The organism is Plantactinospora soyae (assembly GCF_014874095.1).
In the GTDB taxonomy this organism is placed as follows: domain Bacteria; phylum Actinomycetota; class Actinomycetes; order Mycobacteriales; family Micromonosporaceae; genus Plantactinospora; species Plantactinospora soyae.
The window spans coordinates 3,958,838-3,984,516 of the sequence record NZ_JADBEB010000001.1; the positions used below are offsets into that span (position 1 = coordinate 3,958,838).

General features: G+C 71.4%; 21 protein-coding genes and 1 pseudogene. 20 read left to right on the top strand and 2 right to left on the bottom strand.

The window, feature by feature from the left end:
• Positions 1 to 212: 212 nt before the first annotated feature.
• The 16 genes and pseudogenes from rimP (at position 213) to dapB (ending at position 18,120) form a co-directional block, all read left to right on the top strand.
• Positions 213 to 923 carry a ribosome maturation factor RimP gene (rimP, locus tag H4W31_RS17710; protein WP_192767677.1) on the top strand — a complete coding sequence of 237 codons (711 nt, stop codon included), beginning with the start codon at positions 213 to 215 and terminating at the stop codon, positions 921 to 923.
• A complete protein-coding gene (gene nusA, locus H4W31_RS17715) occupies positions 920 to 1,975 on the top strand; it encodes a transcription termination factor NusA (RefSeq protein ID WP_192767678.1) in 1,056 nt (351 codons plus the stop codon). The genes rimP and nusA overlap by 4 nt, the downstream gene beginning before the upstream one ends.
• A gap of 15 nt (positions 1,976 to 1,990) precedes the next feature.
• Positions 1,991 to 2,336 (top strand): annotated as a pseudogene (locus H4W31_RS17720) (YlxR family protein).
• 93 nt (positions 2,337 to 2,429) lie between these two features.
• Positions 2,430 to 5,432, top strand: coding sequence for a translation initiation factor IF-2 (gene infB / locus H4W31_RS17725; protein WP_192767680.1), 3,003 nt, complete (start codon positions 2,430 to 2,432; stop codon positions 5,430 to 5,432).
• A 118-nt stretch (positions 5,433 to 5,550) separates the two neighbouring features.
• The gene (locus tag H4W31_RS17730) at positions 5,551 to 5,844 is read left to right on the top strand and encodes a DUF503 domain-containing protein (protein ID WP_192767681.1); all 294 of its coding nucleotides are present in this window, start codon (positions 5,551 to 5,553) and stop codon (positions 5,842 to 5,844) included.
• A gap of 161 nt (positions 5,845 to 6,005) precedes the next feature.
• The gene (gene rbfA, locus H4W31_RS17735; protein ID WP_192767682.1) at positions 6,006 to 6,515 is read left to right on the top strand and encodes a 30S ribosome-binding factor RbfA; all 510 of its coding nucleotides are present in this window, start codon (positions 6,006 to 6,008) and stop codon (positions 6,513 to 6,515) included.
• Positions 6,512 to 7,612 carry a DHH family phosphoesterase gene (locus H4W31_RS17740; RefSeq protein WP_404825596.1) on the top strand — a complete coding sequence of 367 codons (1,101 nt, stop codon included), beginning with the start codon at positions 6,512 to 6,514 and terminating at the stop codon, positions 7,610 to 7,612. Before rbfA ends, H4W31_RS17740 begins: the two co-directional genes overlap by 4 nt.
• 52 nt (positions 7,613 to 7,664) lie before the next feature.
• Positions 7,665 to 8,072: a hypothetical protein gene (locus tag H4W31_RS17745; protein ID WP_192767683.1), complete on the top strand. Its 408-nt coding sequence runs from the start codon at positions 7,665 to 7,667 to the stop codon at positions 8,070 to 8,072.
• The gene (locus tag H4W31_RS17750) at positions 8,069 to 8,278 is read left to right on the top strand and encodes a DUF6186 family protein (protein WP_192767684.1); all 210 of its coding nucleotides are present in this window, start codon (positions 8,069 to 8,071) and stop codon (positions 8,276 to 8,278) included. The genes H4W31_RS17745 and H4W31_RS17750 overlap by 4 nt, the downstream gene beginning before the upstream one ends.
• Positions 8,279 to 8,945: 667 nt before the next feature.
• Entirely contained in the window at positions 8,946 to 10,361 is a 1,416-nt protein-coding gene (locus tag H4W31_RS17755) for an MATE family efflux transporter (protein WP_192767685.1), read from the top strand.
• 42 nt (positions 10,362 to 10,403) lie between these two features.
• Positions 10,404 to 11,348, top strand: coding sequence for a tRNA pseudouridine(55) synthase TruB (gene truB / locus H4W31_RS17760; protein WP_192767686.1), 945 nt, complete (start codon positions 10,404 to 10,406; stop codon positions 11,346 to 11,348).
• Between the two features lie 32 nt (positions 11,349 to 11,380).
• On the top strand, positions 11,381 to 12,334 hold the full coding sequence (locus H4W31_RS17765) for a bifunctional riboflavin kinase/FAD synthetase (protein ID WP_192767687.1): 954 nt from the start codon (positions 11,381 to 11,383) through the stop codon (positions 12,332 to 12,334).
• A gap of 258 nt (positions 12,335 to 12,592) precedes the next feature.
• Entirely contained in the window at positions 12,593 to 12,862 is a 270-nt protein-coding gene (gene rpsO, locus H4W31_RS17770; protein ID WP_192767688.1) for a 30S ribosomal protein S15, read from the top strand.
• A 295-nt stretch (positions 12,863 to 13,157) separates the two neighbouring features.
• Positions 13,158 to 15,566: a polyribonucleotide nucleotidyltransferase gene (locus H4W31_RS17775; RefSeq protein ID WP_192767689.1), complete on the top strand. Its 2,409-nt coding sequence runs from the start codon at positions 13,158 to 13,160 to the stop codon at positions 15,564 to 15,566.
• Between the two features lie 156 nt (positions 15,567 to 15,722).
• Positions 15,723 to 17,096, top strand: coding sequence for a M16 family metallopeptidase (locus H4W31_RS17780; RefSeq protein WP_192772181.1), 1,374 nt, complete (start codon positions 15,723 to 15,725; stop codon positions 17,094 to 17,096).
• 271 nt (positions 17,097 to 17,367) lie between these two features.
• On the top strand, positions 17,368 to 18,120 hold the full coding sequence (gene dapB, locus H4W31_RS17785) for a 4-hydroxy-tetrahydrodipicolinate reductase (protein ID WP_264084177.1): 753 nt from the start codon (positions 17,368 to 17,370) through the stop codon (positions 18,118 to 18,120).
• 55 nt (positions 18,121 to 18,175) lie between these two features.
• On the opposite strand, the gene H4W31_RS17790 is transcribed toward dapB, so the two are convergent.
• Positions 18,176 to 20,257: an amylo-alpha-1,6-glucosidase gene (locus H4W31_RS17790; RefSeq protein WP_318783243.1), complete on the bottom strand. Its 2,082-nt coding sequence runs from the start codon at positions 20,255 to 20,257 to the stop codon at positions 18,176 to 18,178.
• A gap of 155 nt (positions 20,258 to 20,412) precedes the next feature.
• Here H4W31_RS17790 and H4W31_RS17795 point away from each other — a divergent pair, with 155 nt between their 5' ends.
• The 4 genes from H4W31_RS17795 (at position 20,413) to H4W31_RS17810 (ending at position 25,030) form a co-directional block, all read left to right on the top strand.
• Positions 20,413 to 21,531, top strand: coding sequence for a substrate-binding domain-containing protein (locus tag H4W31_RS17795; protein WP_318783244.1), 1,119 nt, complete (start codon positions 20,413 to 20,415; stop codon positions 21,529 to 21,531).
• 95 nt (positions 21,532 to 21,626) lie between these two features.
• A complete protein-coding gene (locus H4W31_RS17800; RefSeq protein ID WP_192767692.1) occupies positions 21,627 to 22,874 on the top strand; it encodes a sugar ABC transporter substrate-binding protein in 1,248 nt (415 codons plus the stop codon).
• A 90-nt stretch (positions 22,875 to 22,964) separates the two neighbouring features.
• Positions 22,965 to 24,110: a carbohydrate ABC transporter permease gene (locus H4W31_RS17805; RefSeq protein ID WP_192767693.1), complete on the top strand. Its 1,146-nt coding sequence runs from the start codon at positions 22,965 to 22,967 to the stop codon at positions 24,108 to 24,110.
• Between the two features lie 2 nt (positions 24,111 to 24,112).
• Positions 24,113 to 25,030 carry a carbohydrate ABC transporter permease gene (locus H4W31_RS17810; RefSeq protein WP_192767694.1) on the top strand — a complete coding sequence of 306 codons (918 nt, stop codon included), beginning with the start codon at positions 24,113 to 24,115 and terminating at the stop codon, positions 25,028 to 25,030.
• An 8-nt stretch (positions 25,031 to 25,038) separates the two neighbouring features.
• On the opposite strand, the gene H4W31_RS17815 is transcribed toward H4W31_RS17810, so the two are convergent.
• Complete coding sequence (locus tag H4W31_RS17815) at positions 25,039 to 25,665, bottom strand: GNAT family N-acetyltransferase (protein ID WP_192767695.1); 627 nt, start codon at positions 25,663 to 25,665, stop codon at positions 25,039 to 25,041.
• Between the last annotated feature and the right edge of the window lie 14 nt (positions 25,666 to 25,679).

Here is a 25,679-nt window from a genome sequence, read left to right on the forward strand (position 1 = left end):
TGGTTCGTCTCTCCGGTCCGCACCGAACAAGTCAACACCATCGGTGGTCGCGACGGCGTTAGCACGGGCGTCGTGGCTGTCTCGTCGGTGCGCCGATCGGGCCCTCGGCGGGCCAGCGCGTTACGCTCTGCGCAGCCGCCGGGCGCATCCGTCCGGTGGCACGCTGGTGTGGCTGCCGGGACGGGGCCGATGATCGCGAGAGGGGGACGGAGATGACGCAGCGTGGCCGTGCCGCCGGCCGGCCGAAGGCGGGTCCCCGCGCTCCGGGGCGCCCCCGTGACGACTCGTCCGCGCGCCGGCTCCGGCTCCGTGCCGTTATCGAACCCGTGGTGAACGCCGCCGGCTACGACCTCGAGGACCTTGCGGTGTCCCGGGCCGGCCGCCGGTACGTGGTCCGGGTCGTCGTCGACGGCGACGCGGGCGTCAGCCTGGACGCGGTGGCCGACGTCTCCCGGGCCCTGTCCAAGGCGCTAGACCAGGCGGAGGAGACCAGCGGCGATCTGGTCGCCGGGGAGTACCAGCTAGAGGTGAGTTCCCCCGGCGTGGACCGGCCGCTGACGCTGCCCCGACACTGGCGGCGCAACGTGGGCCGGCTGGTGAAGGTGACTGTGCGTGGTGCCGGCGAACCGGTGGCGACCGCCCCGGGTGCCCCGGGAACGGCGACCGGCCCGACCGATCGACCGACGGGCGACCGACAGGTGACGGCCCGGGTGGTCGCTGCCGACGAGATCCGGGCGGTGCTGGACACTGACGCCGGACCGACCGGATGGGCGTACGACGACCTGGGACCCGGCCGGGTCCAGGTGGAGTTCAACCGGCTGGACGAGATCGCGGAAGACGATCCGACCGACGCTGGCCATGACGACTATGACGACGACGTCGAAGACGGCGACGACGAAGATGTGGAGGGCGAGGAGCGGTGAACATCGACCTCGCGGCGTTGCGCGCCCTTGAGCGCGAACGGGAGATCCCGTTCGACACGATTCTCGCGGCGATCGAGACCGCGTTGCTGACGGCGTACCGGCACACAGAGGGGGCCCAGGCGAATGCCCGGGTCGAGATCGACCGTAAGACCGGCGCGGCCCTGGTGTACGCCCAGGAGCAGGACGCCGAGGGTGCGGTGATCAGGGAGTTCGACGACACACCACACGACTTCGGTCGGATCGCCGCGATGACCGCGAAACAGGTCATCCTGCAGCGGCTCCGGGAGGCCACCGACGAGGTGCACTTCGGCGAGTACGCGGGCCGGGACGGTGACCTGGTCACCGGAGTGGTGCAGGCGCACGAGGCGCGCAGCGAGAAGGGCATCGTCTCGGTCGACCTCGGCAAGGTGGAGGCGGTGCTGCCCCAGGCCGAGCAGGTGCCGGGCGAGCTGTACGAGCACGGGCAGCGGCTGCGGTGCGTGGTGGTGCACGTGGTCAAGGGCTTCCGAGGCCCCCAGATCACCCTCTCCCGTTCGCACCCCAACCTGGTGAAGAAGCTGTTCGCCCTGGAGGTGCCCGAGATCGCCGACGGAACGGTGGAGATCGCGGCGATCGCCCGGGAGTCCGGTCACCGGACCAAGATCGCGGTTCGGTCCACCGTCGCCGGGGTGAACGCGAAGGGCGCCTGCATCGGCCCGATGGGTCAGCGGGTCCGCGCGGTGATGAGCGAACTGCACGGTGAGAAGATCGACATCATCGACTGGTCCGAGGACCCCGGGATGTTCGTCGGCAACGCCCTGTCGCCGGCCAAGGCACTCCGGGTCGAGGTCGTGGACGCGGCGACCCGGACAGCGCGGGTCACCGTACCTGATTTCCAGCTTTCATTGGCTATCGGACGAGAAGGGCAGAATGCCCGTCTCGCCGCCCGCCTCACCGGCTGGCGGATCGACATCCATGCCGATACCGAGCAGGTGCCGAGCCCGGCACCGGCCGGCCGGCAGGGCGGTGCTGATCACGCAGCCGAGGCGGACGGAGCGATCTCGACCGGGTAGGGGTAGACTTTCTCAGTGGTACGACGCGCGTGGCCGGAGCGCACCTGTGTGGGCTGTCGGCAACGGGCGCCGGCCGGCCAGCTGCTGCGGATTGTCGCGGTCGGCGATGAGACTGGTCACAGCCTCCGACCCGATCCGACCCGTAGGCTGCCGGGACGGGGGGCGAACCTGCATCCCGACCCGGCCTGCTTCACGCTGGCGCTGCGGCGTCGGGCCTTCGGACGGGCGCTGCGTATCGCTGGCGTTCCTGACGCGAGTGAGTTGGCCGAGCACCTCCAAGGCGTTGACAAACCACGACCGGTCACCCGGCTGGGCGGAATCGACGCAACGGAACCCAAGCAAGGTAGGACGACCGACATGAGCACACGATGAAGTCCCAGAAATGACCAGGCTTCAAGTGCACGAGTGAGGTTGCTGCGGGTGCTGCCCGCACGACCTCGGAGTGAGGAGTGCAGTGGCAGGCAAGGCCCGCGTACACGAGCTGGCAAAAGAGCTCGGGGTCGAAAGTAAGACCGTTCTCGCCAAGTTGAAAGAGATGGGCGAGTTCGTCAAGTCCGCGTCAAGCACTGTCGAGGCCCCGGTGGCCCGGCGGCTGCGTGGCGCCTTCGTCGCGTCTTCGGAGCCGGCGGCACCCGCCGCTCCGTCAGCGCCTCCGGCCCCCAAGGCGACCCCGACCCCGGGTCCCGGGGAGCCAAGAGTCTCCGCCAAGCCGGGACCGCCCCGTCGGGTGACGCCTCCGGCGGCGAAGCCCACCAAGGGTCCGGTTCCGGGTCCGCCGCAGCCGGCGGCTCCGGTCGCCAAGCCGGCGAGTGCCCACGACATCGAGCTGGCCGCGGCCGAGGCTCGGGCCACGGCGCTGAAGGCCGAGCAGGAGGCGGCGGTCAAGGCCGCCCAGGCCGCTCGGCAGCAGCGCAACGACACGGTCCGGCGGGAGCCGCCGGCCGAGGGCGGTCCCACGTCCCGGCCGAGGCCGAACCCGGGTGCCGTTCCGCCGCGACCGGGTTCTCCGGCCGGCGCGCGGCCCGCGCCGCCCGGTGCGCCGGCGCCCGGCCCGGCCCGGCCCGGTGGCCGTCCGCCGGCACGTAGCGGCGGCAACAACCCGTTCGGCATCACGCCGGGCGGACAGCGTCCCGCGGCTGGGGGCGGCCCTCGGCCCAACCCGGCCAACATGCCTCCTCGGCCGAGCCCGGCTTCCATGCCGCCCCGGCCCAGCCCGGCTTCGATGCCGACGCAGCGCCCCGGTCGTCCCGGTGGCGGCGGTCCCGGTCGTCCTGGTGGCGGTGCCGGTGCCGGTCGTCCCGGTGGTGGCGGCGGCGGATTCCGCGGCGGCCCCGGCGGTGGCGGTGGCGGCGGTGGGTTCCGTGGCGGTCCCGGTGGGGGCGGCGGCGGTGCCGGCGGTGGCGGTTACCGGGGTGGTCCCGGTGGCGGTGCCGGCGCCGGTGGTGGCGGTTACCGCGGTGGTCCCGGTGGGGGCGCACCGGCCGGTGGCGCGGGTCGCCCCGGTGGTGGCGGTCGCGGCCGTGGCGGCGGCGCCGCGGGTGCCTTCGGGCGTCCGGGTGGCAAGCCGACCCGTGGTCGCAAGTCGAAGAAGCAGCGCAGACAAGAGTTCGACAATCTGTCCGCGCCGACGATGAGCTCGGGCGCCCCGCGCGGCCAGGGCCAGGTCATTCGGCTGCCGCGTGGTGCCTCGCTGTCGGACTTCGCCGACAAGATCAACGCGAACCCCGGTTCGCTGGTCCAGGAGATGTTCAACCTGGGCGAGATGGTCACCGCGACCCAGTCCTGCTCTGACGACACCCTGAACCTGCTGGGTGAGCACCTCGGCTTCGAGGTGTCGATCGTCAGCCCGGAGGACGAGGACCGCGAGCTGCTCGCGCAGTTCAACATCGACCTGGACGCCGAGGTCGCCTCCGAGCGGCTGGTCACCCGTCCGCCGGTGGTAACCGTGATGGGTCACGTCGACCACGGTAAGACCAAGCTGCTCGACGCGATCCGTAAGGCCAACGTCGTGGAGGGCGAGGCCGGCGGTATCACCCAGCACATCGGTGCGTACCAGGTGCACGTGCCGCACGATGGTGTGGACCGGGCGCTGACCGTCATCGACACCCCGGGCCACGAGGCGTTCACCGCCATGCGTGCCCGTGGTGCCCAGGTCACCGACATCGTGGTGCTGGTGGTCGCGGCCGACGACGGCGTCATGCCGCAGACGATCGAGGCGCTCAACCACGCCAAGGCTGCGGACGTACCGATCGTGGTCGCGGTGAACAAGATCGACAAGCCGGACGCCAACCCGGACAAGGTCCGCCAGCAGCTGACCGAATACGGTCTGGTCGCCGAGGAGTACGGCGGCGACACCATGTTCGTCAACGTGGCGGCCAAGCCGGGGATCGGCATCGAGGAACTGCTCGAGGCGGTCCTGCTCACCGCCGACGCGTCGCTGGAGCTGACCGCTCCGATCGACGGGCCGGCCCAGGGTGTGGCGATCGAGGCGCACCTGGACAAGGGTCGCGGTGCGGTGGCCACGGTGCTGGTGCAGAAGGGCACCCTGCGGGCCGGCGACTCGATCGTCGCCGGTGGGGCGCACGGCCGGGTCCGGGCCATGCTCGACGAGAACGGCAAGCCGGTCGCCGAGGCCGGGCCGGCGCGTCCGGTCATGGTGCTCGGTCTGACCGCGGTGCCGGGCGCGGGTGACACGTTCCTGGCGGCCGAGGACGACCGGACGGTGCGGCAGATCGCCGAGCAGCGGCAGGCCCGGCGGAGGGCGGCGAGCTTCGCCAACTCCCACCGGCGGCCCAGCCTCGAGACGATCATGGAGCAGCTCAAGGAGGGCGAGAAGACCTCGCTCAACCTGGTGCTCAAGGGCGACGGGTCCGGTTCGGTGGAGGCGCTGGAAGACGCGCTGTTCAAGCTGGACATCCCGGAGGAGGTCCAACTGCGGATCATCCACCGGGGCGTCGGTGCCATCACCGAGAGCGACGTGATGCTGGCCAGCGCCTCTTCCGAGGCGGTGACGATCATCGGCTTCAACGTCCGGGCCTCGAACAAGGTCCGGGAGATCGCCGACCGCGAGGGTGTGGAGATCCGGTACTACACGGTCATCTACCAGGCCATCGAGGAGATCGACGCGGCGCTAAAGGGCCTGCTCAAGCCGGAGTACGAGGAGGTCGAGCTGGGCAGTGCGGAGATCCGCGACGTGTTCCGCTCGTCCAAGATCGGCAACATCGCCGGTTGTATCGTCCGGTCCGGTGTCATCCGCCGTAACGCCAAGGCACGGCTGCTGCGGGACGGGACGGTCGTGGCCGACAACGTCGCGATCAGCTCGCTCAAGCGGTTCAAGGATGACGCCACCGAGGTCCGTGAGGGCTTCGAGTGTGGTCTGACGTTGAGCAACTACAACAACCTTCAGGTTGGTGACATCATCGAGACGTTCGAGATGCGCGAGAAGCCGCGCGCCTGATCGAGATCGATGTAGCGGTGGCCGGGGCCCGACGGGTCCCGGCCACCGGCCTGTCCGGGGGCCCGGCGCCCCGGAAAGGTGATGATCGGCGGGGGCGGATTGCCGTACCCTTCCGGCCGTGTATACCGGAACCGCCGTTTTCGACCTGCTGCTGCCCGGAGACTCGCGCTCCCTGAAAGCGAAGAGGTCGTACGTCCGCCCCATTGTCGCCGCACTGCGGAAATTCGAGGTGTCAGCCGCCGAGGTGGGCGCGCTTGACCTGCACGGCCGGGCCCAGATCGCCGTCGCAGTGGTGGCCTCCGAGACTGAGCACGTCAGCACGGTGCTGGATTCCTGTGAGCGCCTGATCGCCGGCCGACCGGAGATCGAGTTGCTCTCCGTACGCCGACGGTTGCACGGTGCGGATGACTGATCCCCGGTGCCGCCCCCGGTACCCCGGTCAGGTCCGCTGATGTCGACGGCGGCGGCGCGGGCCCCGGGCGCGCAGGTAGTGTTCAGCGAGTCGGCCGGTCCGGCCGCGGCGCGTGGCGCCGCCGGTCCGGCCCGGAAGCGGGATGCCGTGGAGGTGCGGAGATGACGGACCAGGCGAAGGTGCGCCGGCATGCGGAACGCGTGCGGGAGTTGGTCGCTTCGGTGGTGCGTACCCAGGTCAAAGATCCCCGACTCGGCATGATTACGATCACCGACGCGCGGATCACCCCTGACCTGCGGGAAGCCACGGTCTTCTACACGGTGCTCGGTGACGCTTCCGAGCAGGCGGCCACCGCCGCCGCCCTGGAGAGCGCCAAGGGGCTGCTGCGGAGCACGGTGGGCAAGGCGCTCGGGTTGCGGCACTCGCCGAGCCTGTCCTTCGTCCTCGACAACGTGCAGGACCAGGTCAAGCAGATCGACGAGCTGCTGACCGCTGCCCGTACCGCCGACGCGGAGGTGCAGCGGCTGGCCGCCCAGGCCGAGTACGCGGGCGAGCCGCAGCCGTACCGGGTCGAGGACGACGAGGAAGCGGACGACGAGGAAGCGGACGACGAGGAAGCGGGCGACGACGAGGACCGGCGGTCAGCGGGCGGAACCGGAGCCCGGCCGTGAGCGGCGGAGCGTTGCTCGCCGACGTGCCCCGGCCGGCGGCCACCGAGCAGCCGACCGAGGCGGAGTGGGCCGCGGCGGTGAGCGCGATCACGACGCTGCCGGCCAACGGCCGGATACTGCTGATCTGTCACGTGAACCCGGACGGCGACGCCCTGGGCAGCATGCTCGGGTTCGCGCTGGGACTGCGCCGGCTGGGCGTACGCCAGTTGCAGGCCACCTTCCCCGGGCGCCCGGAGGTGCCGGAGCCGTTCCAGGCGATGCCCGGCCTCGACCTGCTGGTGCCGGCCACCGAGGCGGACCCGGACCCGGACCTGGTGATCTGCTTCGACGTCGCCGCCGTGTCGCGGCTGGGCGACCTGGCCGACCGGTTGGACCGGGCCGGCGCCTCCGTGGTGCTGGACCACCACGCCTCGAACACCCGGTTCGGCGGGATCCACCTGGTCGACCCGGACGCCGCCGCGACGTCGGTGGTGGTGGAGAAGCTGCTCGTCCGGCTGGGAGTGCCGCTGGACCAGGGGATCGCCGAGTGCCTGTACGTCGCCCTGGCGACCGACACCGGCTCGTTCCGGTTCGACATGACCACACCGGCGGTGCACGAGATGGCCGCCCGGCTGCTGGCGACCGGAATCCGACCCGGGGAGATCTCCCGGCGGATCTTCGACACCCGGCCGTTCGGCGCGGTCCGGCTCTACGGGGACGTGCTGGGTCGTACCCAGCTCGAACCGCTGGAGGCCGGCGGGCGCGGGCTGGTCTGGACGTACGCCACGCTGGCGGACCTGGAGCGGCACGGGCAACGCCCGTACACGCTGGAGCCGCTGATCGACTCGGTCCGCTGCACCGCCGAGGCCGACGTGAGCTGCGTACTCAAGCAGGTCGCCGAGGGGGAGTGGGCGGTCTCCATGCGCAGCAAGGGCGCGATGGACGTGAGCCGGGTGGCGGTGGCCCTCGGCGGTGGCGGACACCGCCTGGCGGCCGGCTTCACCGCGTACGGGTCGGTGCCGGAGGTCATCGAGGCGATCCGGACCGAGCTGGGCCGGGGCGGGGTCGCACTGGACCTGGGCGGGACCGCCGCCTCTGAGCTGCAAGATCAGGAGTAACCGGGCGGGCGTCTAGCTTTCCGCCGGGCGGCGCCGCAGGGACAATTGGCGGATGGAACAGCAACCGGAGCTCTCCGTCGATGTGCCCCGGGCCTGGGACCGACCGGTCGTATCGGTTCCCATCCTGACCTTCTTGTCCCTGGTCGGCGGGCAGCTGCCGTCCTTCTCGCCGCAGGCCAACCTCTATACGATCGGCACCGGCGGTGCGCTGGTGTGGCTCGGGCTCTCCAACCGGATGCCCCGACGGCCCGTACCGCAGCGGTTGGGGTCCGGGGCCGTCTGGTGGGTGCTGCCCGTCATGATCTTCGGAGTCTTCGAGGCCGGCACGTTCATGCTCGGCTCCCGGGACGACTTTCCGACCTTCTCGAAGATCACCGACCCGCTGCTGGACGACTCGCTGATCCGCTCAGCCGCCTACTTCGCGTGGCTGTCGGCCTTCTGGGGACTGGTACGCCGATGAAGCTTCTCGCGATCGGCGGGTTCACGGCGGCCCTGCTGCTCTTCGTCGTGGTGGAGTGGGCGGCCCGGCGGGAGGGGTCCCGGATCCCGACCTTCGGCGACGTCTGTGCCTACGTGATGCGGTACGAGGTCGGCCCGGTGCCGGTCGGCCGGATCGCCCTGTTCGGCTTCTGGTGGTGGATGGGCTGGCACTTCTTTGCCCGCTGAGCAGGACCTACTGTCCGGTACCGTTCCACATGGCGGGAATGCCGCACAGAATGTGGACCTGAACGATAGCTTGGGTAATGGACCTGAACGATACCTAGGGTCGTGACTGCGCCCGTCCCACCCGCGTCGGGTGTGGCACACCCATTGAGCATCGCCTGCCTCCAGGGTCAACCGACCCGGGCTCACGCTGTCCCGGCCACCTTGTCCGGCGATCCCGGACCTGCCACCGAGGACGATCAGCAGGACCCGCCGCAGTGGTCCGCGTCGATGTGGACCACGTGCCCTGGAAGGAGCCCTCCCATGGCGGCCAAGCCGAACAAGCCCAAGCCCGAGAACACCGACGAGGCCCGCGAACAGGCCCGTCGCGCAGTCCAGATGTCGATGGACACCCGTCAGTGACCGACGCGTCGCCGCGGTGACCGACCCGGTCCCGGGTCGTCCGCGTCGACTCCGGTCGGACGGATCTTCCCGTACCGGCCACCTGACCGAGCAGTTCCGCCCGCACCGGCCCGTCGGATGGCAGCAGCCCTCCGGGTAGCCGGTGCGGACGTGAGTTCTCCGCCGGGCAGGATTCGTGATCGATCCTCGGGAACCGCTCGGGGTCGCGGCTAGGTAAGTGCAGCCCTGTCTTGTGCTCCTTACTTGGGCCGTGCCAGGATCGTTCGCGATGAGCCAGCCCGCCAGCCCGCCTCCGGACGCAGCGGTTCCGGACACAGCGGTTCAAGACGAGGCCGTTCCGGACGCGGTCGCTTCGACGGCGGTCGCCGCACCGCCCCCGGCCGCCGGGGCGTCCGCCCGACGGATCGCCGGGTTGGCCCTGCCCGCGCTGGTGGTACTGGCCGCCGAGCCGCTCTACGTACTCGTCGACACCGCCGTGCTGGGGCACCTCGGCTCGGTGCCGCTCGCCGCGCTCGCCGTCGGCGGTCCGGTGATGACCCTGGTCGTCTGGATCGGCACCGTCACCGCGTACGGCACCACCGGGCGGGCGGCCCGACGATTCGGGTACGGCGACCGGTCCGCCGCCGTCGCCGAGGGCGTCCAGTCGTCCTGGCTCGCCCTCGCCGCCGGCCTGCTGCTGGCCGTCGTGATGCAGTTCGCGGCCGGCCCGCTGGCGCGTACCGTCGCCGGAGCCGGATCCCCCGAGGTGGCCGACGGCGCGGCACTCTGGCTGCGGATCGCGGCCATCGGCGCCCCCGGCCTGCTGCTGGCGGCGGCCGGCAACGGCTGGATGCGCGGCGTGCAGGACACCCGCCGGCCGCTCTACTTCGTGCTCGGGCCCAATCTGCTCTCCGCCGTGCTCTGCCCGATCCTGGTTTACCCGGCCGGCCTCGGCCTGGCCGGTTCGGCGGTGGCCAACGCGGTGGCGCAGACCCTTTGCGGGCTGCTCTTCGCCGGCGCGCTGGTCGCCGAGCGGATTCCGCTGGCTCCCCGGCCCCGGGTGATCGCCCACCAACTCGTGCTCAGCCGGGACCTGTTGATCCGGGGAGCCGCCTTCCAGGCCAGCTTTCTGTCGGCGACCACGGTGGCGGCCCGGTTCGGGGTCGCCGCGGTCGGCGCCCACCAGATCGCACTGCAACTGTGGTTCTTCACCGCACTACTGCTGGACGCGCTGGCAATCGCCGCGCAGTCGCTGGTCGGTGCCGCGCTCGGTGCCGGTGACGCGGCCACCGCCCAGTTGCTGGCCCGCCGGGTCGCGGTGCTCGGCGGACTCTGCGGCATCGCCTTCGCGGTGATCATCGGGGCCGGTGCCGGGATCGTGCCCGCCTGGTTCAGTGCCGATCTCCAGGTACGGGAGCAGGCCCTGGTCGCCTGGCCCTGGTTCGCCGGGATGCAGCCGCTGGCCGGAGTCGTCTTCGCCCTCGACGGGGTGCTGATCGGCGCCGGTGACATCCGCTACCTGCGCAACCTGACCGTGCTGAGCGCGCTCGGCGTCTTCCTGCCGGCGATCTGGCTCACCTTCGTCTTCGACCTCGGACTCGGTGGCATCTGGGCCGGCCTCACCCTCTTCGTCGTGGCCCGGCTGGTCGGGCTGCTGCTCCGGATGCGTTCCGGCCGGTGGCTGGTGCTCGGCGCCATCCGCTGACCCCGCCGGGCCACCGGTGGCCCGGGGCGGCGGGCGTCACGGATGGGCGGGGCGCGGGTGACGTCGCCGGGCCGTCTGGCACGCTTGGCGCTCGTGAGCGTGGACGGTCTGATCGTGGTCGACAAGCCCGGCGGCATGACGTCGCATGACGTGGTCGCCCGGATCCGTCGGCTGGCCCGGACCCGGCGGGTCGGGCACGGCGGGACGCTGGATCCGATGGCCACCGGAGTACTGGTGATCGGGGTCGGCCGGGCCACCCGGCTGCTGACGTACGTGATCGGCGCCGGCAAGGGCTACGCCGCGACGATCCGGCTCGGCCAGTCGACGGTGACCGACGACGCGGAGGGCGAGGTGGTCAGCGCCGCCTCGGCCGGCGAGGTCACCGACGCCGCCGTGCACGCCGGTCTCGCCGCGATGACCGGAGAGATCGACCAGGTACCGAGCGCGGTCAGCGCGATCAAGATCGACGGCCAGCGGGCGTACAAACGGGTACGCGACGGCGAGACGGTCGCCCTCGCGGCGCGCCGGGTCACGGTCTCCCGACTCGAACCACTGGCCGTCCGGCGGGAGTCGGTCGACGGGATGGCCGTACTGGACGTGGACGTGCTGGTGGACTGCTCGTCCGGGACGTACATCCGGGCGCTGGCCCGGGATCTCGGCGCCGGGCTCGGCGTCGGCGGACATCTCACCGCGCTGCGGCGTACCGCGGTCGGCGGGTTCACCCTCGCCGAGGCGCTGACCCTGCCGGCGCTGGAGGAACGGGCTCCGGACGTGGTCAACCTCTCGGTCGAGGCGGCGGCCCGACGGTTCTTCCCGGAGCGCCGGGCGAACGTCGACGAGGCCAAGGTGCTCTCGCACGGTGGTCCGCTGGAGCCGGCCGGCATCGAAGGCCCGTACGCGGTCTTCGGCCCGGAAGGCGACCTGATCGCTATCGTCAGCGAGCGGGGCGGACGGGCCCGGGCCGAAATCGTGCTCGCACCCGCCTGAGCGTGGCACACGGGCAGAAGGGGAAGTCAGGAATGCAGCGGTGGCGCGGGTACCACGGAGCACCGGTGGGCTGGGGCCGGTCGGTCGTCACCATCGGCGTCTTCGACGGGATACACAAGGGGCACCAGGCGATCATCGGGCACGCCGTGAAGCGGGCCCGGGACATGGGCGTGCAGTCGGTCGTGGTCACCTTCGACCCGCATCCGGCCGAGGTGGTCCGGGCGGGCTCGCATCCGGCCGTACTGACCGAACCCGCCCGGAAGGCAGAGTTGATCGAGGCGCTCGGGGTCGACGTACTCTGCGTGGTGCCGTTCACCCCGGACTTCTCCCGGCTGTCGCCGGAGGCGTTCGTGCACGACGTACTGGTCGAGCAGTTGCACGCCGCGCTGGTGGTGGTCGGGGAGAACTTCCGGTTCGGGCACCGGGCCGCAGGCGACGTGGCACTGCTGGAGCGGCTCGGCCGGACCTTCGGGTTCGGCGTCGAGGGTGCGCCGCTGGTCTCCGACGAGGAGACGGTCTTCTCGTCCACCTACATCCGGGCCTGCGTCGCCGCCGGTGACGTCACCGCCGCGGTGGCGGCACTGGGCCGGCCGCACCGGCTGGAGGGCGTGGTGGTCCGGGGTGACCAGCGCGGCCGGGAGATCGGCTTTCCGACCGCCAACCTGCTCTGCCACCGCTACGCGGCGGTGCCGGCGGACGGGATCTACGCGGCCTGGCTGATCCGCCGGGGCGGCCGGGCGGGGCAGCGCGCCGAACGGCTGCCCGCTGCCGTGTCCATCGGGACGAACCCGACATTCTCCGGCCGGGAGCGCCGGGTCGAGGCGTACGTCCTGGACTTCTCGGACGATCTCTACGGTGAGCGGCTCGCGTTGGACTTCGTCGCGTACCTGCGGGAGATGCGCTCCTACGACGGCATCGAGCCACTGGTCGCGCAGATCGCCGAGGACGTCGCCCAGACCCGCCGGGCGCTGGCCGACCCGGCCTGACCCGCGCTGACCTGGCCTGACCCCGCGCTGACCTGGACTGACCCGTCCTGACCTGCGGATCTGGCCGGGTCGGTGCGGCTCCGACCGGTACCCACGAGCCCTTGACTCGGACGAACCGTGCCAGGCTGGTAACCTGACGGGGACGTCGGGTTACCGACGTGGCCTCGCGTGCCTGCACGACGCCGCGGGTGCGAGGTCGCCACCCCGGTCCCGTGACCGGATCGGTGGACGTACGCGACAATCCAGGAACAGGGAGATATGGCGCTCGACCAGGAAGCAAAGAGCAAGATCCGGCAGGAGTACGCGACCGTCGAGGGTGACACCGGGTCGCCCGAGGTGCAGGTCGCGGTCCTGACCAAGCGGATCGCCGAACTCACCGAGCACCTCAAGGTGCACAAGCACGACCACCACAGCCGTCGTGGTCTGTTGCTGCTCGTCGGCCGCCGCCGCCGGTTGCTCAACTACATGCAGAAGAAGGACATCAGCCGCTACCGGTCGCTCATCGAGCGGCTCGGCCTGCGGCGGTGACCTGAGCGGGGGAGTGGCCGTCCGAGGTGTCGCAGCCACCGGCGCGTACCGAGGGACGGCCGCTCCACCCGCCACGTCGCCACCCCACCAGGGGCCAGCGCGACCACCCGATGGGGAGCCGGTCGACGCACCGGTCCTCGGTAGTGGCCCCCGGGCCAGCCGGCACGCACCGGCACCCCGGGCGCTTCGATCGAAGACCGGCCGTCTGAACAGCTCCTCTGACCACGGTCCCGTGCCGGGACGTACCGGCGCGGAGGGCGGTCGCGGCCCCCGATCGAAGGAGTGCTACCGCACCATGACCGAAACACCAGGCACCAACAACACGCTGGGCAGCGAGCACCGCACTGCCGTGATCGACAACGGGTCCTTCGGCACCCGTGAGATCACCTTCTCGACCGGCCGGCTCGCCCGGCAGGCCGCCGGCTCCGTCATCGCCCAGCTCGGCGAGACGGTGGTCCTCTCCGCGACCACGGCCGGCCGGCAGCCGAAGGAGCAGTTCGACTTCTTCCCGCTGACCGTCGACGTCGAGGAGCGGATGTACGCCGCGGGTCGCATCCCCGGCTCGTTCTTCCGCCGCGAGGGCCGGCCCAGCGAGGACGCGATCCTCACCTGCCGGCTGATCGACCGGCCGCTGCGCCCGTCGTTCGTCAAGGGCCTCCGCAACGAGGTCCAGGTCGTCGAGACCGTACTGGCGCTCGACCCGCAGCACCCGTACGACGTGGTCGCGATCAACGCCGCGTCGCTCTCCACCAAGATCTCCGGCCTGCCGTTCTCCGGCCCGATCGGGGCGACCCGGATGGCGCACGTGGACGGCCAGTGGGTCGCCTTCCCGACCATCGAGGAACTGGGCCGGGCCACCTTCGACATGGTGGTGGCCGGCCGGGCCCTGCCGGACGGCGACGTCGCGATCATGATGGTCGAGGCCGAGGCCACCGAGCACACCGTCGCGCTGGTCGCCGGCGGTGCCCCCGCACCGACCGAGGAGGTCGTGGCGAGCGGTCTGGAGGCCGCCAAGCCGGCCATCCGGGAGCTGTGCCGGGCGCAGAGCGAGCTGGCCGAGGTCTCGGCCAAGCCGATCGCCGAGTTCCCCGTCTTCCTCGACTACAACGACGACGTCTACGACGCGGTCTCCGGTGCCGCCCGTAGCGAGATCGCCGAGGCACTCAAGATCGCCGGCAAGGCGGATCGCGAGGAGGCTCTCGACCGGATCAAGGAGCGGGTCGTCGAGCAGCTCGCGACCGACTTCGAGGGCCGGGAGAAGGAGATCAGCGCGGCGTTCCGCTCGCTGAACAAGTCCGAGGTGCGGGGCCGGGTGCTCCGCGACCAGGTCCGGATGGACGGTCGGGGCGTACGCGACATCCGGCCGCTGACCGCCGAGATCGCGGTGCTGCCCCGGGTGCACGGCTCGGCGCTGTTCGAGCGCGGCGAGACGCAGATCCTCGGCGTCACCACGCTCAACATGCTGCGCATGGAGCAGGCGCTGGACACCCTCTCCCCGGAGAAGCACAAGCGCTACATGCACAACTACAACTTCCCGCCGTACTCCACCGGTGAGACCGGCCGGGTCGGTGCGCCGAAGCGGCGCGAGATCGGGCACGGGGCGCTCGCCGAGCGGGCACTGATTCCGGTGCTGCCGAGCCGCGAGGAATTCCCGTACGCGATCCGCCAGGTCTCCGAGGCGCTCGGCTCGAACGGGTCCACCTCGATGGGCTCGGTCTGCGCCTCCACCCTGGCGCTGCTCTCGGCCGGTGTGCCGCTGAAGGCGCCGGTGGCGGGCATCGCGATGGGGCTCATCTCCGACGAGGTGGACGGCAAGACCCAGTACGTGACGCTGACCGACATCCTCGGTGCCGAGGACGCCTTCGGCGACATGGACTTCAAGGTCGCCGGCACCAAGGAGTTCGTCACCGCGTTGCAGCTCGACACCAAGCTCGACGGCATCCCGTCCGACGTGCTGGCCGCCGCGTTGCAGCAGGCGTACGAGGCCCGGCAGGTCATCCTCGGCGTGATGCAGGAGGCGATCGAGGCTCCGGCCACGATGTCGGACTACGCGCCGCGGGTCACCACCGTGAAGATCCCGGTCGACAAGATCGGCATGGTGATCGGCCCGAAGGGCCAGACCATCAACGCCATCCAGGACGAGACCGGCGCCGAGATCTCGATCGAGGACGACGGCACCATCTACGTCGGCGCGACCAACGGCCCGTCGGCAGAGGCGGCGGTCGAGCGGATCAACGCGATCGCGAACCCGACGCTGCCGAAGGTCGGCGACAAGTTCCTCGGCACGGTGGTGAAGACGGCCGCCTTCGGCGCGTTCGTCTCGCTGCTGCCCGGCCGCGACGGCCTGTTGCACATCTCCAAGGTGGGCGACGGCAAGCGGGTCGAGCGGGTCGAGGACTTCCTGAACGTCGGCGACAAGGTCGAGGTGTCGATCGCCGACATCGACGCCCGCGGCAAGATCTACCTGGACAAGGTGCGGCCCGAGGGCGAGGAGGCACCGGCCCAGGCGCCGGGCGGCGAGCGTCCGGCCAGCCGGGACCGGGGCGACCGTGGCCCGCGTGACCGGAGCGACCGCGACCGTGGCGACCGTGGCCCGGCCCGGGGCGACCGCGAGGGCGAAGCCGGTGGCAATGATGGCAATGGCGGCGAGGGTGGCGAGGGCGGTGCCGGCGGCGAGCGCCGTCGCCGCAACCGGCACAGCTGATCCATCGCGCCCGCGCTGACCTGCGCCGCCTCTGTGCGCAGGTCAGCGCGGTGCGTGCCGCACGTGCCGGCACCGTTTCATCAAGCTAGGAGCCATGGTCCCTTGAGTCGGGCGAGACGAGCGTCGATCCCCGGCGCCAGCGGCGTTCCCACCAGCATCCGTGCCAACGTCGCCGCCGCTGGCCGTGCCGGCGCTGCCGTCGGCGGTGGGCCGGCCCGTGCGGTGACCCGGGTCGTGGACAGTGATCCACTCGGCGGCACGGTACGCCGTACCGTCCTGCCCAGCGGGCTGCGGGTACTCACCGAGGCCATCCCCACGATGCGCAGTGTGTCGTTCGGCATCTGGGTGGCGGTCGGCTCGCGGGACGAGACCCGGCCCCAGTCCGGCGTCTCGCACTTCCTGGAACACCTGCTCTTCAAGGGCACCCGGAAGCGGAGCGCCCTGGACATCTCGGCGGCGATCGAGGCGGTGGGCGGCGAGACGAACGCCTTCACCACCAAGGAGTACACCTGCTACTACGCCCGGGTGCTCGACCAGGACCTGCCGCTGGCCATCGACGTGATGTGCGACCTGGTCGCCGACTCGGTGCTGAACGCCGCGGACGTGGAGACCGAGCGCGGGGTGATCCTCGAAGAGATCGCCATGCACGACGACGAGCCCGGTGACGAGGTGCACGACCTGCTGGCCCAGGCGGTCTACGGAGACCATCCGCTGGGCCGGTTGATCTCCGGGACCGAGGAGACGGTCTCTCCGATGTCGCGCCGGCAGATCCAGGGCTTCTACCGGCGCCGGTACACCGCACCGTCGATCGTGATCGCGGCGGCGGGCAACCTGGACCACGCCGAGGTGGTCAAGCTGGTACGGCAGGCGATCGGGGGCACCCCGCTGGACAGCGAGGCCGGCACACCGGCTCCGCTGCGTCCGGCCGAGTCGCGGATCCGGACGAGCCGCCCCGGCAATCTCGTCGAGCACAAGGAGACCGAGCAGGCCCACGTGGTGCTCGGCTGTCCGGGGATCGGCCGACTCGACGAGCGGCGGTTCGCGCTCGGCGTACTCAACAACGTGCTCGGCGGCGGCATGTCCAGCCGGCTCTTCCAGGAGATCCGCGAGCGCCGGGGCCTGGCCTACTCGGTCTACTCCTACTCCAGCCAGTACGCCGACAGCGGCCTCTTCGCCGTCTACGCCGGCTGTGCGCCGGGCAAGGTCGACGAGGTGCTGGAGCTGATCCGCGTCGGACTGGCCGAGGTTGCCGCGCACGGGGTCACCGACGCTGAGCTGGCCCGGGGCAAGGGGATGGCGAAGGGCTCGTACGTGCTCAATCTGGAGGACACCGGGTCCCGGATGAGCCGGCTCGCCAAGGGGGAACTCCTCTTCGGCGATCTGCTCTCCGTCGACGACCTGCTGTCCCGGATCGACGCGGTCGACGCGGACGAGGTCAACACCCTCGCGGCCGAGCTGCTGTCCCGGCCGATGTCGCTGGCCGTGGTGGGTCCGTTCGGCGCGGGTGACTTCCCGGCCGAGGCCGGCTGACCCGCCTGCCTTCCCTGCCCCCTGTCGCCTGACCCGCCTGCTGCCTGCCTCCTGAACCGCCGACGCCTGCTGCCTGCTGCCTGAACCGCCGACGCCTGCCGCCTGCCGCACGGCGCACCGCGCACCGCTTGACGGTGATCCGGCGCCGGCCCTTTCCCGGCTCCGGCTTAGGGGACACCCCCGGACGGAGCGTGCCGGGTGGGATAGGTTGTGCCGCGTGAGCGACGAGCGTGAAGCCCAGGCCGGACCGTCCCCGGAGCCCTCGGACCCGCTGTCGGGAGATCCGTTGCGGGTCGGTGTGCTGGGGGCCCGTGGTCGGATGGGCATCGAGGTGTGCCGGGCGGTCGACGCCGCCGAGGGACTCGAACTGGTGGCGATGATCGACCAGGGTGACTGGCTGTTCAACGCCTCCGACGCCGGTGCCGAGGTGGTGGTCGACTTCACCACCCCCGACGTGGTGATGGACAACCTGCACTGGTGCATCGACCAGGGCATCAGCGTGGTCGTCGGCACCAGCGGCTTCACCGAGCAGCGGCTGGACCGGGTGCGTACCTGGCTGTCCCACAAGCCCGGGGTCGGGGTGGTGATCGCCCCCAACTTCGGGATCGGCGCGGTGCTGATGATGCAGTTCGCGGCGCGGGCGGCCCGGTTCTTCGAGTCGGTGGAGATCATCGAGCAGCACCATCCGAAGAAGCTCGACGCCCCCAGCGGCACCGCCACGCACACCGCACGGCTGATCGCCCAGGCCCGTGCCGAGGCCGGGCAGGGAGCCGCGCCGGATGCGACCAGGGACGAGGTGCCGGGCGCGCGGGGAGCCGAGATCGACGGGGTACGGGTGCACGCCGTCCGGGCCGCCGGTCTGGTCGCCCACCAGGAGGTGCTGTTCGGTACCACCGGTGAAACGCTCACCATCCGGCACGACTCGTACGACCGTACGTCGTTCATGCCCGGCGTCCTGCTGGCCGTCCGCTCGGTCCGGAACCGCCCCGGCCTCACGGTCGGCATCGACGACTTCCTCGCCTGAGGTGTTAGGAAGGGCCCCTTCTTCTACAGAAAACGATAGGAAGGGGCCCTTCCTTTCACCGGGTGAGGGTGGCGGTGCCGGAGTGGTCGACGGTGACGTCGACCGGGTTTCCGGCGACCCGGAGCCGTCGGGCGGTGATCGCGCCGAAGGGCATGGTGGAGAGCGGTCGGAGTTCGATCCGGCCGGCCGGTACGTCGGGATAGAGGCCCACCGCCGCGTGCAGTAGGACCACGGCGGCGGCGGCGGACCAGGCCTGTGGGCGGCACGCGGCGGGGTACGGCAGCGGCCGGCCCAGCGTCTCCCGGTCGTCCCCGCCGTACAGTTCGGGCAGCCGGTAGTCGAACGCCTCCGCCGCGCCGAGCAGCCCGTCGGCGAGCCGGGTGGCCTGGCTGGCGAAGCCCTCCGCGGCCAGTCCACCGATCACGATCGCGGTGTCGTGGGCCCAGATCGATCCACAGTGGTACGACAGCGGGCTGAAGCCGGTGTCCTCGGTCGACATCGTGCGCAGCCCGAATCCGCCGGCCAGGGCGGGCCCGGCGAGCAGGTCGGCGACCTGGGCCGACTCGGCGCCGGAGAGCAGTCCGGTGCCGAGCAGATGGCCCAGGTTGCTGGTGAGCGAGTCGACGGGTCGGTTGTCCCGGTCCAGCGCCAGGGCGGGATGGGCGCCGAGGGGGCCGTCCACCCAGAACCGGGCCCGGAAGCGGTCGGCGAGTGCGGCGGCGTACTCCCGCCAACGCCCGCCGCCGGGCCGGTCGAACGCGTCGAGCAGCGCCGCACCGTCCAGCGCCGCGCGGTGGGCGTAGCCCTGCACCTCGGCCAGTGCGATGGGCGGCCGGGCGAGGCTGCCGTCGCGGAACCGGACCGAGTCGTGCGAGTCCTTCCAGCCCTGGTTGGCCAGCCCCTGTCCGCTGCCGTCGAGGTATTCGACGAAGCCGTCGCCGTCCGGGTCGGCGTGTTCGGCCAGCCAGCCCAGCGCGGCCTCCAGGTGCGGCAGCAGCGGGATGATCTCCTCGTCGGCGAGTCCCCAGCGCCAGGCGTCGTGCAGCAGGCTCACCCAGAGCAGGGTCGCGTCGATCGTGCCGTAGTAGGCGGCGGGCAGCCGCAGGCCGTTGCCGGCCGCGACGAATTCGTGCCGGCGCAGCTCGTGCATGATCTTCCCGGGCGCCTCGCCGGACCGTACGTCGATCCGGCTGCCCTGCCGCCGGGCCAGTACCCGCAGCGTGCTGGCGGCGAGGTCGGTGCCGAGCGGCAGCAGCATCCTGGCCGCCCAGAGGCTGTCCCGGCCGAACAGGGTGAGGAACCACGGCACTCCGGCACCGAGGAACACCTCGTGTGGCGTGTCGGCCTCGGCGAGCCGGAGCGCGCGGAGGTCGTCCAGGGAGCGGTCGAGCAGCCGGGCCAGTCGTGGGTCGTCCGCCACCACCTCGGGCCGGGACCAGGCGGGCTCCCGGGGCGGCGTCACCACCACCGCCCGGGGGTCGTCGACGAGCAGGCGCCAGCGCAGCACGGTCCGGCCGCGCGGCGGCAGGTCGATCGACCAGGAGAGCGTCGCGGCGGCCGGCCCGGGGTCCGGTGCGGCGTCGGTCGGGCTGGCCGGCGGACCGGTCTCGATCCCGGTGTGCGCACCAGCGCCGTCTCCGGTGACCGTGACGGTGATCCCCTCGGCGGTCCAGCTCAGTTGGTCGGGCTGGCCGCTCTTGGCGTCCAGCGGGCTGACCGGGATACCCGACTTCACCGTCTCGATCGGTGCCAGGTCACAGCCGAGCCGGAGGGTCACGGTGGCCCGTACCGGGTCGGTGGCGGTCGAGACCACGTGGATCTCCTCGGTGAGTCCACGCGGGACGGCCCGCCGGATCCGGTCGATCCGCACGGTCGGGTCGGGGCCGGGGTCGCCGAGCCAGCGGGCGAGGGAGACGAACCGGGCGCCGTGCGGGCCGTCCGGAGCGTTGCCGATCGCCTCCGGTTCCCGGCCGTCGATCCGGAGCTCGGCCTGGCGGAGCACCCGGGCGTCGGCGTGGAAGACCCCCTGTACGCCGGCGGGTCTCAGTTGGCCGTCCGGGTCGGTCAACGCGCTGGTCGGAGCCAGGACGACTCCCACGAGTTCGTGCAGCAGCGGTTGCAGGTGCTGGTCGGCCACGAGGAACTCCTGATCGGGGGTGGTACGCGGTGCCTTGACAGATCGTCGCGGGAGGTGCAAAGTGCGAAACATTCCAGCAACTTGAACGATCCAATGATGCCTTATTTCGATTGGATCGTTCAAGAGGGGCGATGAGGGAACTTATGGCGGAAAAAGTGACGATCGCGACAGTGGCCCGCCGGGCGCGGGTCAGTCGGCAGACCGTCTCCAATGTGCTGAACGCCCCGCACATGGTCCGGGAGGAGACCCGGGAACGGGTGCGGGAGGCGATCACCGCGCTCGGCTACCGGGCCAACCAGGCCGCCCGGCAGATGCGTACCGGCCGGTCCCGGTTGATCGCGGTACGGATCGAGCCGACCCGGGACGGGGTCAACGGCTCGGTACTCGACCGGTTCCTGCACGGGCTGACCGAGGCGGCCGAGGACTCCGGCTACCGGGTGATGCTGTACACCGCCGCCGACCCCGGTGCCGAGATCGACGCGTACGACAGCCTGCTCGGCGCGTACGACCTGGATGCCTTCGTGCTCACCGGCACCGACCACGGGGATGCCCGGACCGCCTGGCTGGCCGAGCGGGACGTGCCGTTCGTGACCTTCGGGCGCCCCTGGGACAACCCGGCGGAGACCTCGTCGCCACACCGGGCCGCCGTCCCGGCCCCGCATCCGTGGGTCGACGTCGACGGCGCCGACGGAGTCGCCCAGGCGACCCGACGACTGCTCGACACCGGCCATCGGCGGATCGGCTTCCTCGGCTGGCCGGCCGGCTCCGCCGTGGGCGACGACCGGCGCTCCGGCTGGTTCACCACCCTGCGGTCGGCCGGGCTCGACCCGACCGGCCTGGACCGGGCCGCCCCGGACGGGTTCACCCAGGGCGAGGCCGCCGCCCGGGACCTGCTCGCCGTGGCCGAGCCACCGACCGCGATCGTCTGCGCCAGCGACTCGCTCGCGCTCGGCGCCCTCCAGGCGGTCCGCGCACCCGGTGGCTGGCCGATCGGCACCGGGGGAGGACCGGAGGTCGCCATCACCGGCTTCGACGACACCCCGGTGGCCCAGGCCATCGGGCTGACCAGTGTCAGCCAGCCGCTGGCCCCGGCCGCCGCCTGCTGCATGGACCTGCTCACCGACGTACTCGACGGTGGGCGGCGGGGCGCGGCCGACGGGCGGCACCGCACCGACCCGAGCCTGGACGGCGGGGCGGTGCGGACCGGCGGCAGCCCCACCGGGCCGGGGCAGGTGCTGTTGCGACCGTCCCTGGTGGTGCGGCAGAGCGGCTGACCGTCCTCCCCGGCGGCGCGGCGACCGTCCCCGCGCGGAAGCAGACCCGACAGAAGCGAACCCAGAAGATCCGATTCCCCCACCAGGAGAGTGAGATGGCACGACGATTCATCCGCCGGGCGACCGTGGCGGGCATCGCCGCCGCGACGCTGTTGACCTCCGCCGCCTGCGGTAGCGGCTTCGACGACGACGGCGCCGGGGACACCCAGAGCAGTGGACCGGCCGCGTTGCAGATCATGATCGGCTCCTCCGGTGCGGCCGAGACGACGGCGGTGCAGGCGGCCGCCGCCGGCTGGGCGAGCTCGTCCGGCAACACCGCGACGGTCACCCCGGCCCAGGACCTCGTCCAGCAGCTCGGCCAGGCGTTGGCCGGCGACACCCCGCCGGACGTCTTCTACGTCGACGCCGGCCGGTTCGCCGACTACGCCAGCGTGGGCGCGCTGGAGCCGTACGGGGACCGGGTCGCGGGCGCCGACGACTTCTACCCGAGCCTGCGGACGGCGTTCACCCACGACGGCAAGCTCTACTGCGCCCCCAAGGACTTCTCCACGCTGGCCCTCCAGATCAACACCGACCTCTGGGCCAAGGCCGGCCTGACCGACGCGGACGTCCCGACCACCTGGGACCAGTTCACCGCGACGGCCCGCAAGCTCAAGGCGAAGGGCGTCACCCCGCTCACGCTCGGCGACACCCGGGACCGGATCGGCGCGTTCCTCGCGCAGTCCGGCGGTTGGCTCACCAGCCCGGACGGCAAGCAGGCCACCGCGGACAGCCCGGAGAACCTCCAGGCCCTCCAGTACGTCAAGAGCCTGCTCACCGAGGGCCTGGTCCGGTACCCGAAGCAGTTGGACGCGGGCTGGTCCGGCGAGGCGTTCGGCAAGGGGCAGGCGGCGATGACCATCGAGGGCAACTGGATCAAGGGTGCCCTGCAGAACGACTTCCCGAACATCAAGTACTCCGTACACCCGCTGCCGGCCGGGCCGAAGGGCAAGGCGACGCTCTCCTTCACGAACTGCTGGGGCATTGCCGCGAAGAGCAGGTTCAAGGAGCAGGCGATCAAGTTCGTCGAGGCGATGACCTCGGTGGAGCAGCAGATGACCTTCGCCAAGGCGTTCGGCGTGATGCCCTCCCGGCAGGCCGCCCGGGACCAGTACACCCAGGCGTACCCGGCGGACCGGGCCTACATCGACGGCGCCGAGTACGCCCAGGGGCCGGTGAACGCTCCGAAGATGGACAGCGTGCTGGCCGACTTCGACACCGGCCTGCAGGGGCTGGACCGGGGCGACCCGAAGGCGCTGCTGGAGCGCGTACAGAAGAACACCCAGGCCGCGCTCGGCGGCTGACGATGCCGGCTGGCCCTGGCTGCGGCCGCCCCCGTGTCGTGGCCGGGGCCAGTCCCCTCGATCCCCGATCCAGCTGGTGAAGGAAGGAACATGGCGACCGACGTACTCACCGGATCGGATGACCCGGGCCGGACCGCGCCCGCCCCGACGCCCCGGCGTACCCGACGGCGGGGTGGGATCCGCAGCGCGGAGGCGACCGCCGGCTGGATCTTCGTCGTACCCGTGGTGGTGATCCTCGGGTTGTTCATGCTGCTGCCGATCCTGATGGCGCTCTGGGTGAGCCTGACCGACTGGAACGGTCAGGGCAGCCCGTTCACCGGCAAGGTGCCGCTGGTCGGCCTGGACAACTACACCGACCTGTTCACCCGGGACGGGTTGGCCCGGCAGAACTTCATGACCTCGATCCGGAACAACCTCTACTACGTCGCGATAGTGGTGCCGGCACAGACGGTGCTGGCGCTCTTCCTCGCGCTGGTGGTGAACAACCGGATGCTGCGCGGGCGGTCGTTCTTCCGGACGGCGTTCTACTTCCCGTCGGTCACCAGTTCGGTGGCGATCAGCGTGGTATTCCTCTTCATCTTCGCCAACTCCGGGGCGGTGAACCGGCTGCTCGAACTCTTCGGAATCGACGGTCCGCAGTGGTTCGCCGACTCGCGGGGCGTACTGCACATCCTGTTCGGTGCGGTCGGCGTGGACACCCCGCCGGCGTCGCTCACCGGCGACGGACCCTTTGGGCTGCCCTGGTGGGAGTGGCTCTCCGGACCCAGCGTGGCGATGTGCTCGATCATCATCCTGGTGGTCTGGACCACCTCCGGCACCTTCATGCTGATGTTCCTGGCGGCGTTGCAGAACGTGCCGGAGTCACTGGAGGAGGCCGGCCGGCTGGACGGCGCGACCCGGTGGCAGCGCCTGCGGTACCTCACCCTGCCGTCGATCCGGCCGACCCTGTTCCTGGTGCTGGCCCTGGGCGTGATCGGTAGCTGGCAGGTCTTCGACCAGATCTACGTGATGAGCCAGGGTGACCCGGCCAAGACCACGCTGACCCCGGCCTATCTCTCCTACCGGACCGCGTTCCGGGACTTCGAGTACGGCTCGGGCGCCGCCATCTCCTTCGTGCTGTTCCTGATCATCATCGTGCTGACCCTCGGGCAGCGGTGGCTGCTGCGGGAGCGCGATTCCGGGCGCCGGATCCGCCGTCCCCGGCGCCGGGGCCGCGAGACCGGACGGAGGTCCTGACGATGGCCGTACTGACCGAACCGGGGCCGGGTGCGGTGGGCCGGTCGCCGAGCCCGGAAGGCCGCCGCCGGCCGCGCCGGAACCGTGGGCCGGGCGCCCTGGCGACCAGCTTCGCCGGGTACGCCGTGCTGGTCTTCTTCGCGCTGGTGTTCCTCTATCCGTTCGTCATCCAACTCGGCAACGCCTTCAAGACCGAGCCGGACGCGGCGGCGAACCCGCTCTCCCCGGTGCCCTCGGTGCTGGACCTCAGCAGCGTGCAGCGGATCTTCGAGGGGACCGACTTTCCGCTCTGGCTGGGGAACTCGACCCTGGTCACCGTCGTGGTCACCATCGGCCGGGTCTTCTTCGCCTCGTTGGCCGGCTACGCCCTGGCCCGCCTGCGGTTCAGCGGCCGGCGTCCGGTCTTCGCGGTGGTCGTGGCGATGATGGCGGTGCCGCCCGTGGTGCTGCTGATCCCGAAGTTCCTGGTGCTCAACCAGCTCGGGCTCTACAACAGCTACGCCGCGCTGATCGTGCCGCTGCTGGTCGACGCGACCGGGGTGTTCGTGATGAAGCAGTTCTTCGAGTCGATCCCGGTCAGCGTCGAGGAGTCGGCCCGGATCGACGGCGCCGGCACGTTCCGGACGTTCTGGTCGGTGGTGCTGCCGATGGCCCGGCCGGCGCTGATCACGGTGACCATCATGTCGTTCCAGGGCTCGTGGAACGAACTTCCGCACAGCCTGGTCGCGGTCCAGGACCCCGCCCTGTTCACCCTGCCCCGAGGGCTGGCCGACCTGGTCAGCGGTTCGCTGGGCAAGGGCAACCAGTATCCGTTGAAGCTCGGCGCCGCGCTGTTGGCCACCATCCCGGTGGCGATCATCTTCGTGGTCTTCCAGCGCTACTTCGTCCGGGGCGCGAACGAGGGCGCAGACAAGGGCTGACGCCCGGGTCAGTGGTCGGCCGGGTCCGTGCTGGGCCCGGCCGACGGCTGCGTGGCCGGGTCGGCGGTCGGGTCGGCCGCGATCGAGACGTGCAACCGGAGCTGGGGTACCAGCAGGTCGTCGACGTCGAGTGCCCGGGCGGCACCGTCCGGCTCCCAGCCGGCGCCGCCGAGGAACTTGCGGGTCGCCTCGTCACCGTCGAAGGCCCAGGCCACCGCCGTGTCGAAACCGTCGGCGCGCCACAGGTCGACGGCGGCGGCGAGCAGCCGGCTGCCGTGCCCGCGTCGACCCCAGCGCGGCTCGACCAGCAGGTCGGTCACCGCGACGACGTTCGGGCCGAGCGAGCTGGCCGGCTCGTCCGGGGCCAGGGCCTGTTCGTCGGGCGGTCCAGATGCCGCAAATCCCACCAGATACGATTGTTCGGCCTGCTCGACGGCGACCAGGACCCGGTGCCGTTCGTCCGGTGGCGTCTCGACCGCCGCACTCCACCGGCGACCGAGCCAGTCCTCGTCCAGGTTGTCGAGCACGTGCTTCGGTAGCATCCGTCGGTACGCGACCCGCCAGGTCGCGAGTTGGATGCGCGCGATCTCGCCGGCGTCCTCGGGACGCGCCGGGCGGACGTACCCGAGACTCATGGGTGGGAAGCCTA

Bases quoted from the DNA above. Each gene is read 5' to 3' on its own strand.
- rimP (WP_192767677.1), top strand. From the start codon at position 213: ATGACGCAGCGTGGCCGTGCCGCCGGCCGGCCGAAGGCGGGTCCCCGC.
- rbfA (WP_192767682.1), top strand. From the start codon at position 6,006: ATGACGGACCAGGCGAAGGTGCGCCGGCATGCGGAACGCGTGCGGGAG.
- H4W31_RS17745 (WP_192767683.1), top strand. From the start codon at position 7,665: ATGGAACAGCAACCGGAGCTCTCCGTCGATGTGCCCCGGGCCTGGGAC.
- H4W31_RS17750 (WP_192767684.1), top strand. From the start codon at position 8,069: ATGAAGCTTCTCGCGATCGGCGGGTTCACGGCGGCCCTGCTGCTCTTC.
- H4W31_RS17755 (WP_192767685.1), top strand. From the start codon at position 8,946: ATGAGCCAGCCCGCCAGCCCGCCTCCGGACGCAGCGGTTCCGGACACA.
- truB (WP_192767686.1), top strand. From the start codon at position 10,404: ATGGGCGGGGCGCGGGTGACGTCGCCGGGCCGTCTGGCACGCTTGGCG.
- H4W31_RS17765 (WP_192767687.1), top strand. From the start codon at position 11,381: ATGCAGCGGTGGCGCGGGTACCACGGAGCACCGGTGGGCTGGGGCCGG.
- rpsO (WP_192767688.1), top strand. From the start codon at position 12,593: ATGGCGCTCGACCAGGAAGCAAAGAGCAAGATCCGGCAGGAGTACGCG.
- H4W31_RS17775 (WP_192767689.1), top strand. From the start codon at position 13,158: ATGACCGAAACACCAGGCACCAACAACACGCTGGGCAGCGAGCACCGC.
- H4W31_RS17800 (WP_192767692.1), top strand. From the start codon at position 21,627: ATGGCACGACGATTCATCCGCCGGGCGACCGTGGCGGGCATCGCCGCC.
- H4W31_RS17805 (WP_192767693.1), top strand. From the start codon at position 22,965: ATGGCGACCGACGTACTCACCGGATCGGATGACCCGGGCCGGACCGCG.
- H4W31_RS17810 (WP_192767694.1), top strand. From the start codon at position 24,113: ATGGCCGTACTGACCGAACCGGGGCCGGGTGCGGTGGGCCGGTCGCCG.
- H4W31_RS17815 (WP_192767695.1), bottom strand. From the start codon at position 25,665: ATGAGTCTCGGGTACGTCCGCCCGGCGCGTCCCGAGGACGCCGGCGAG.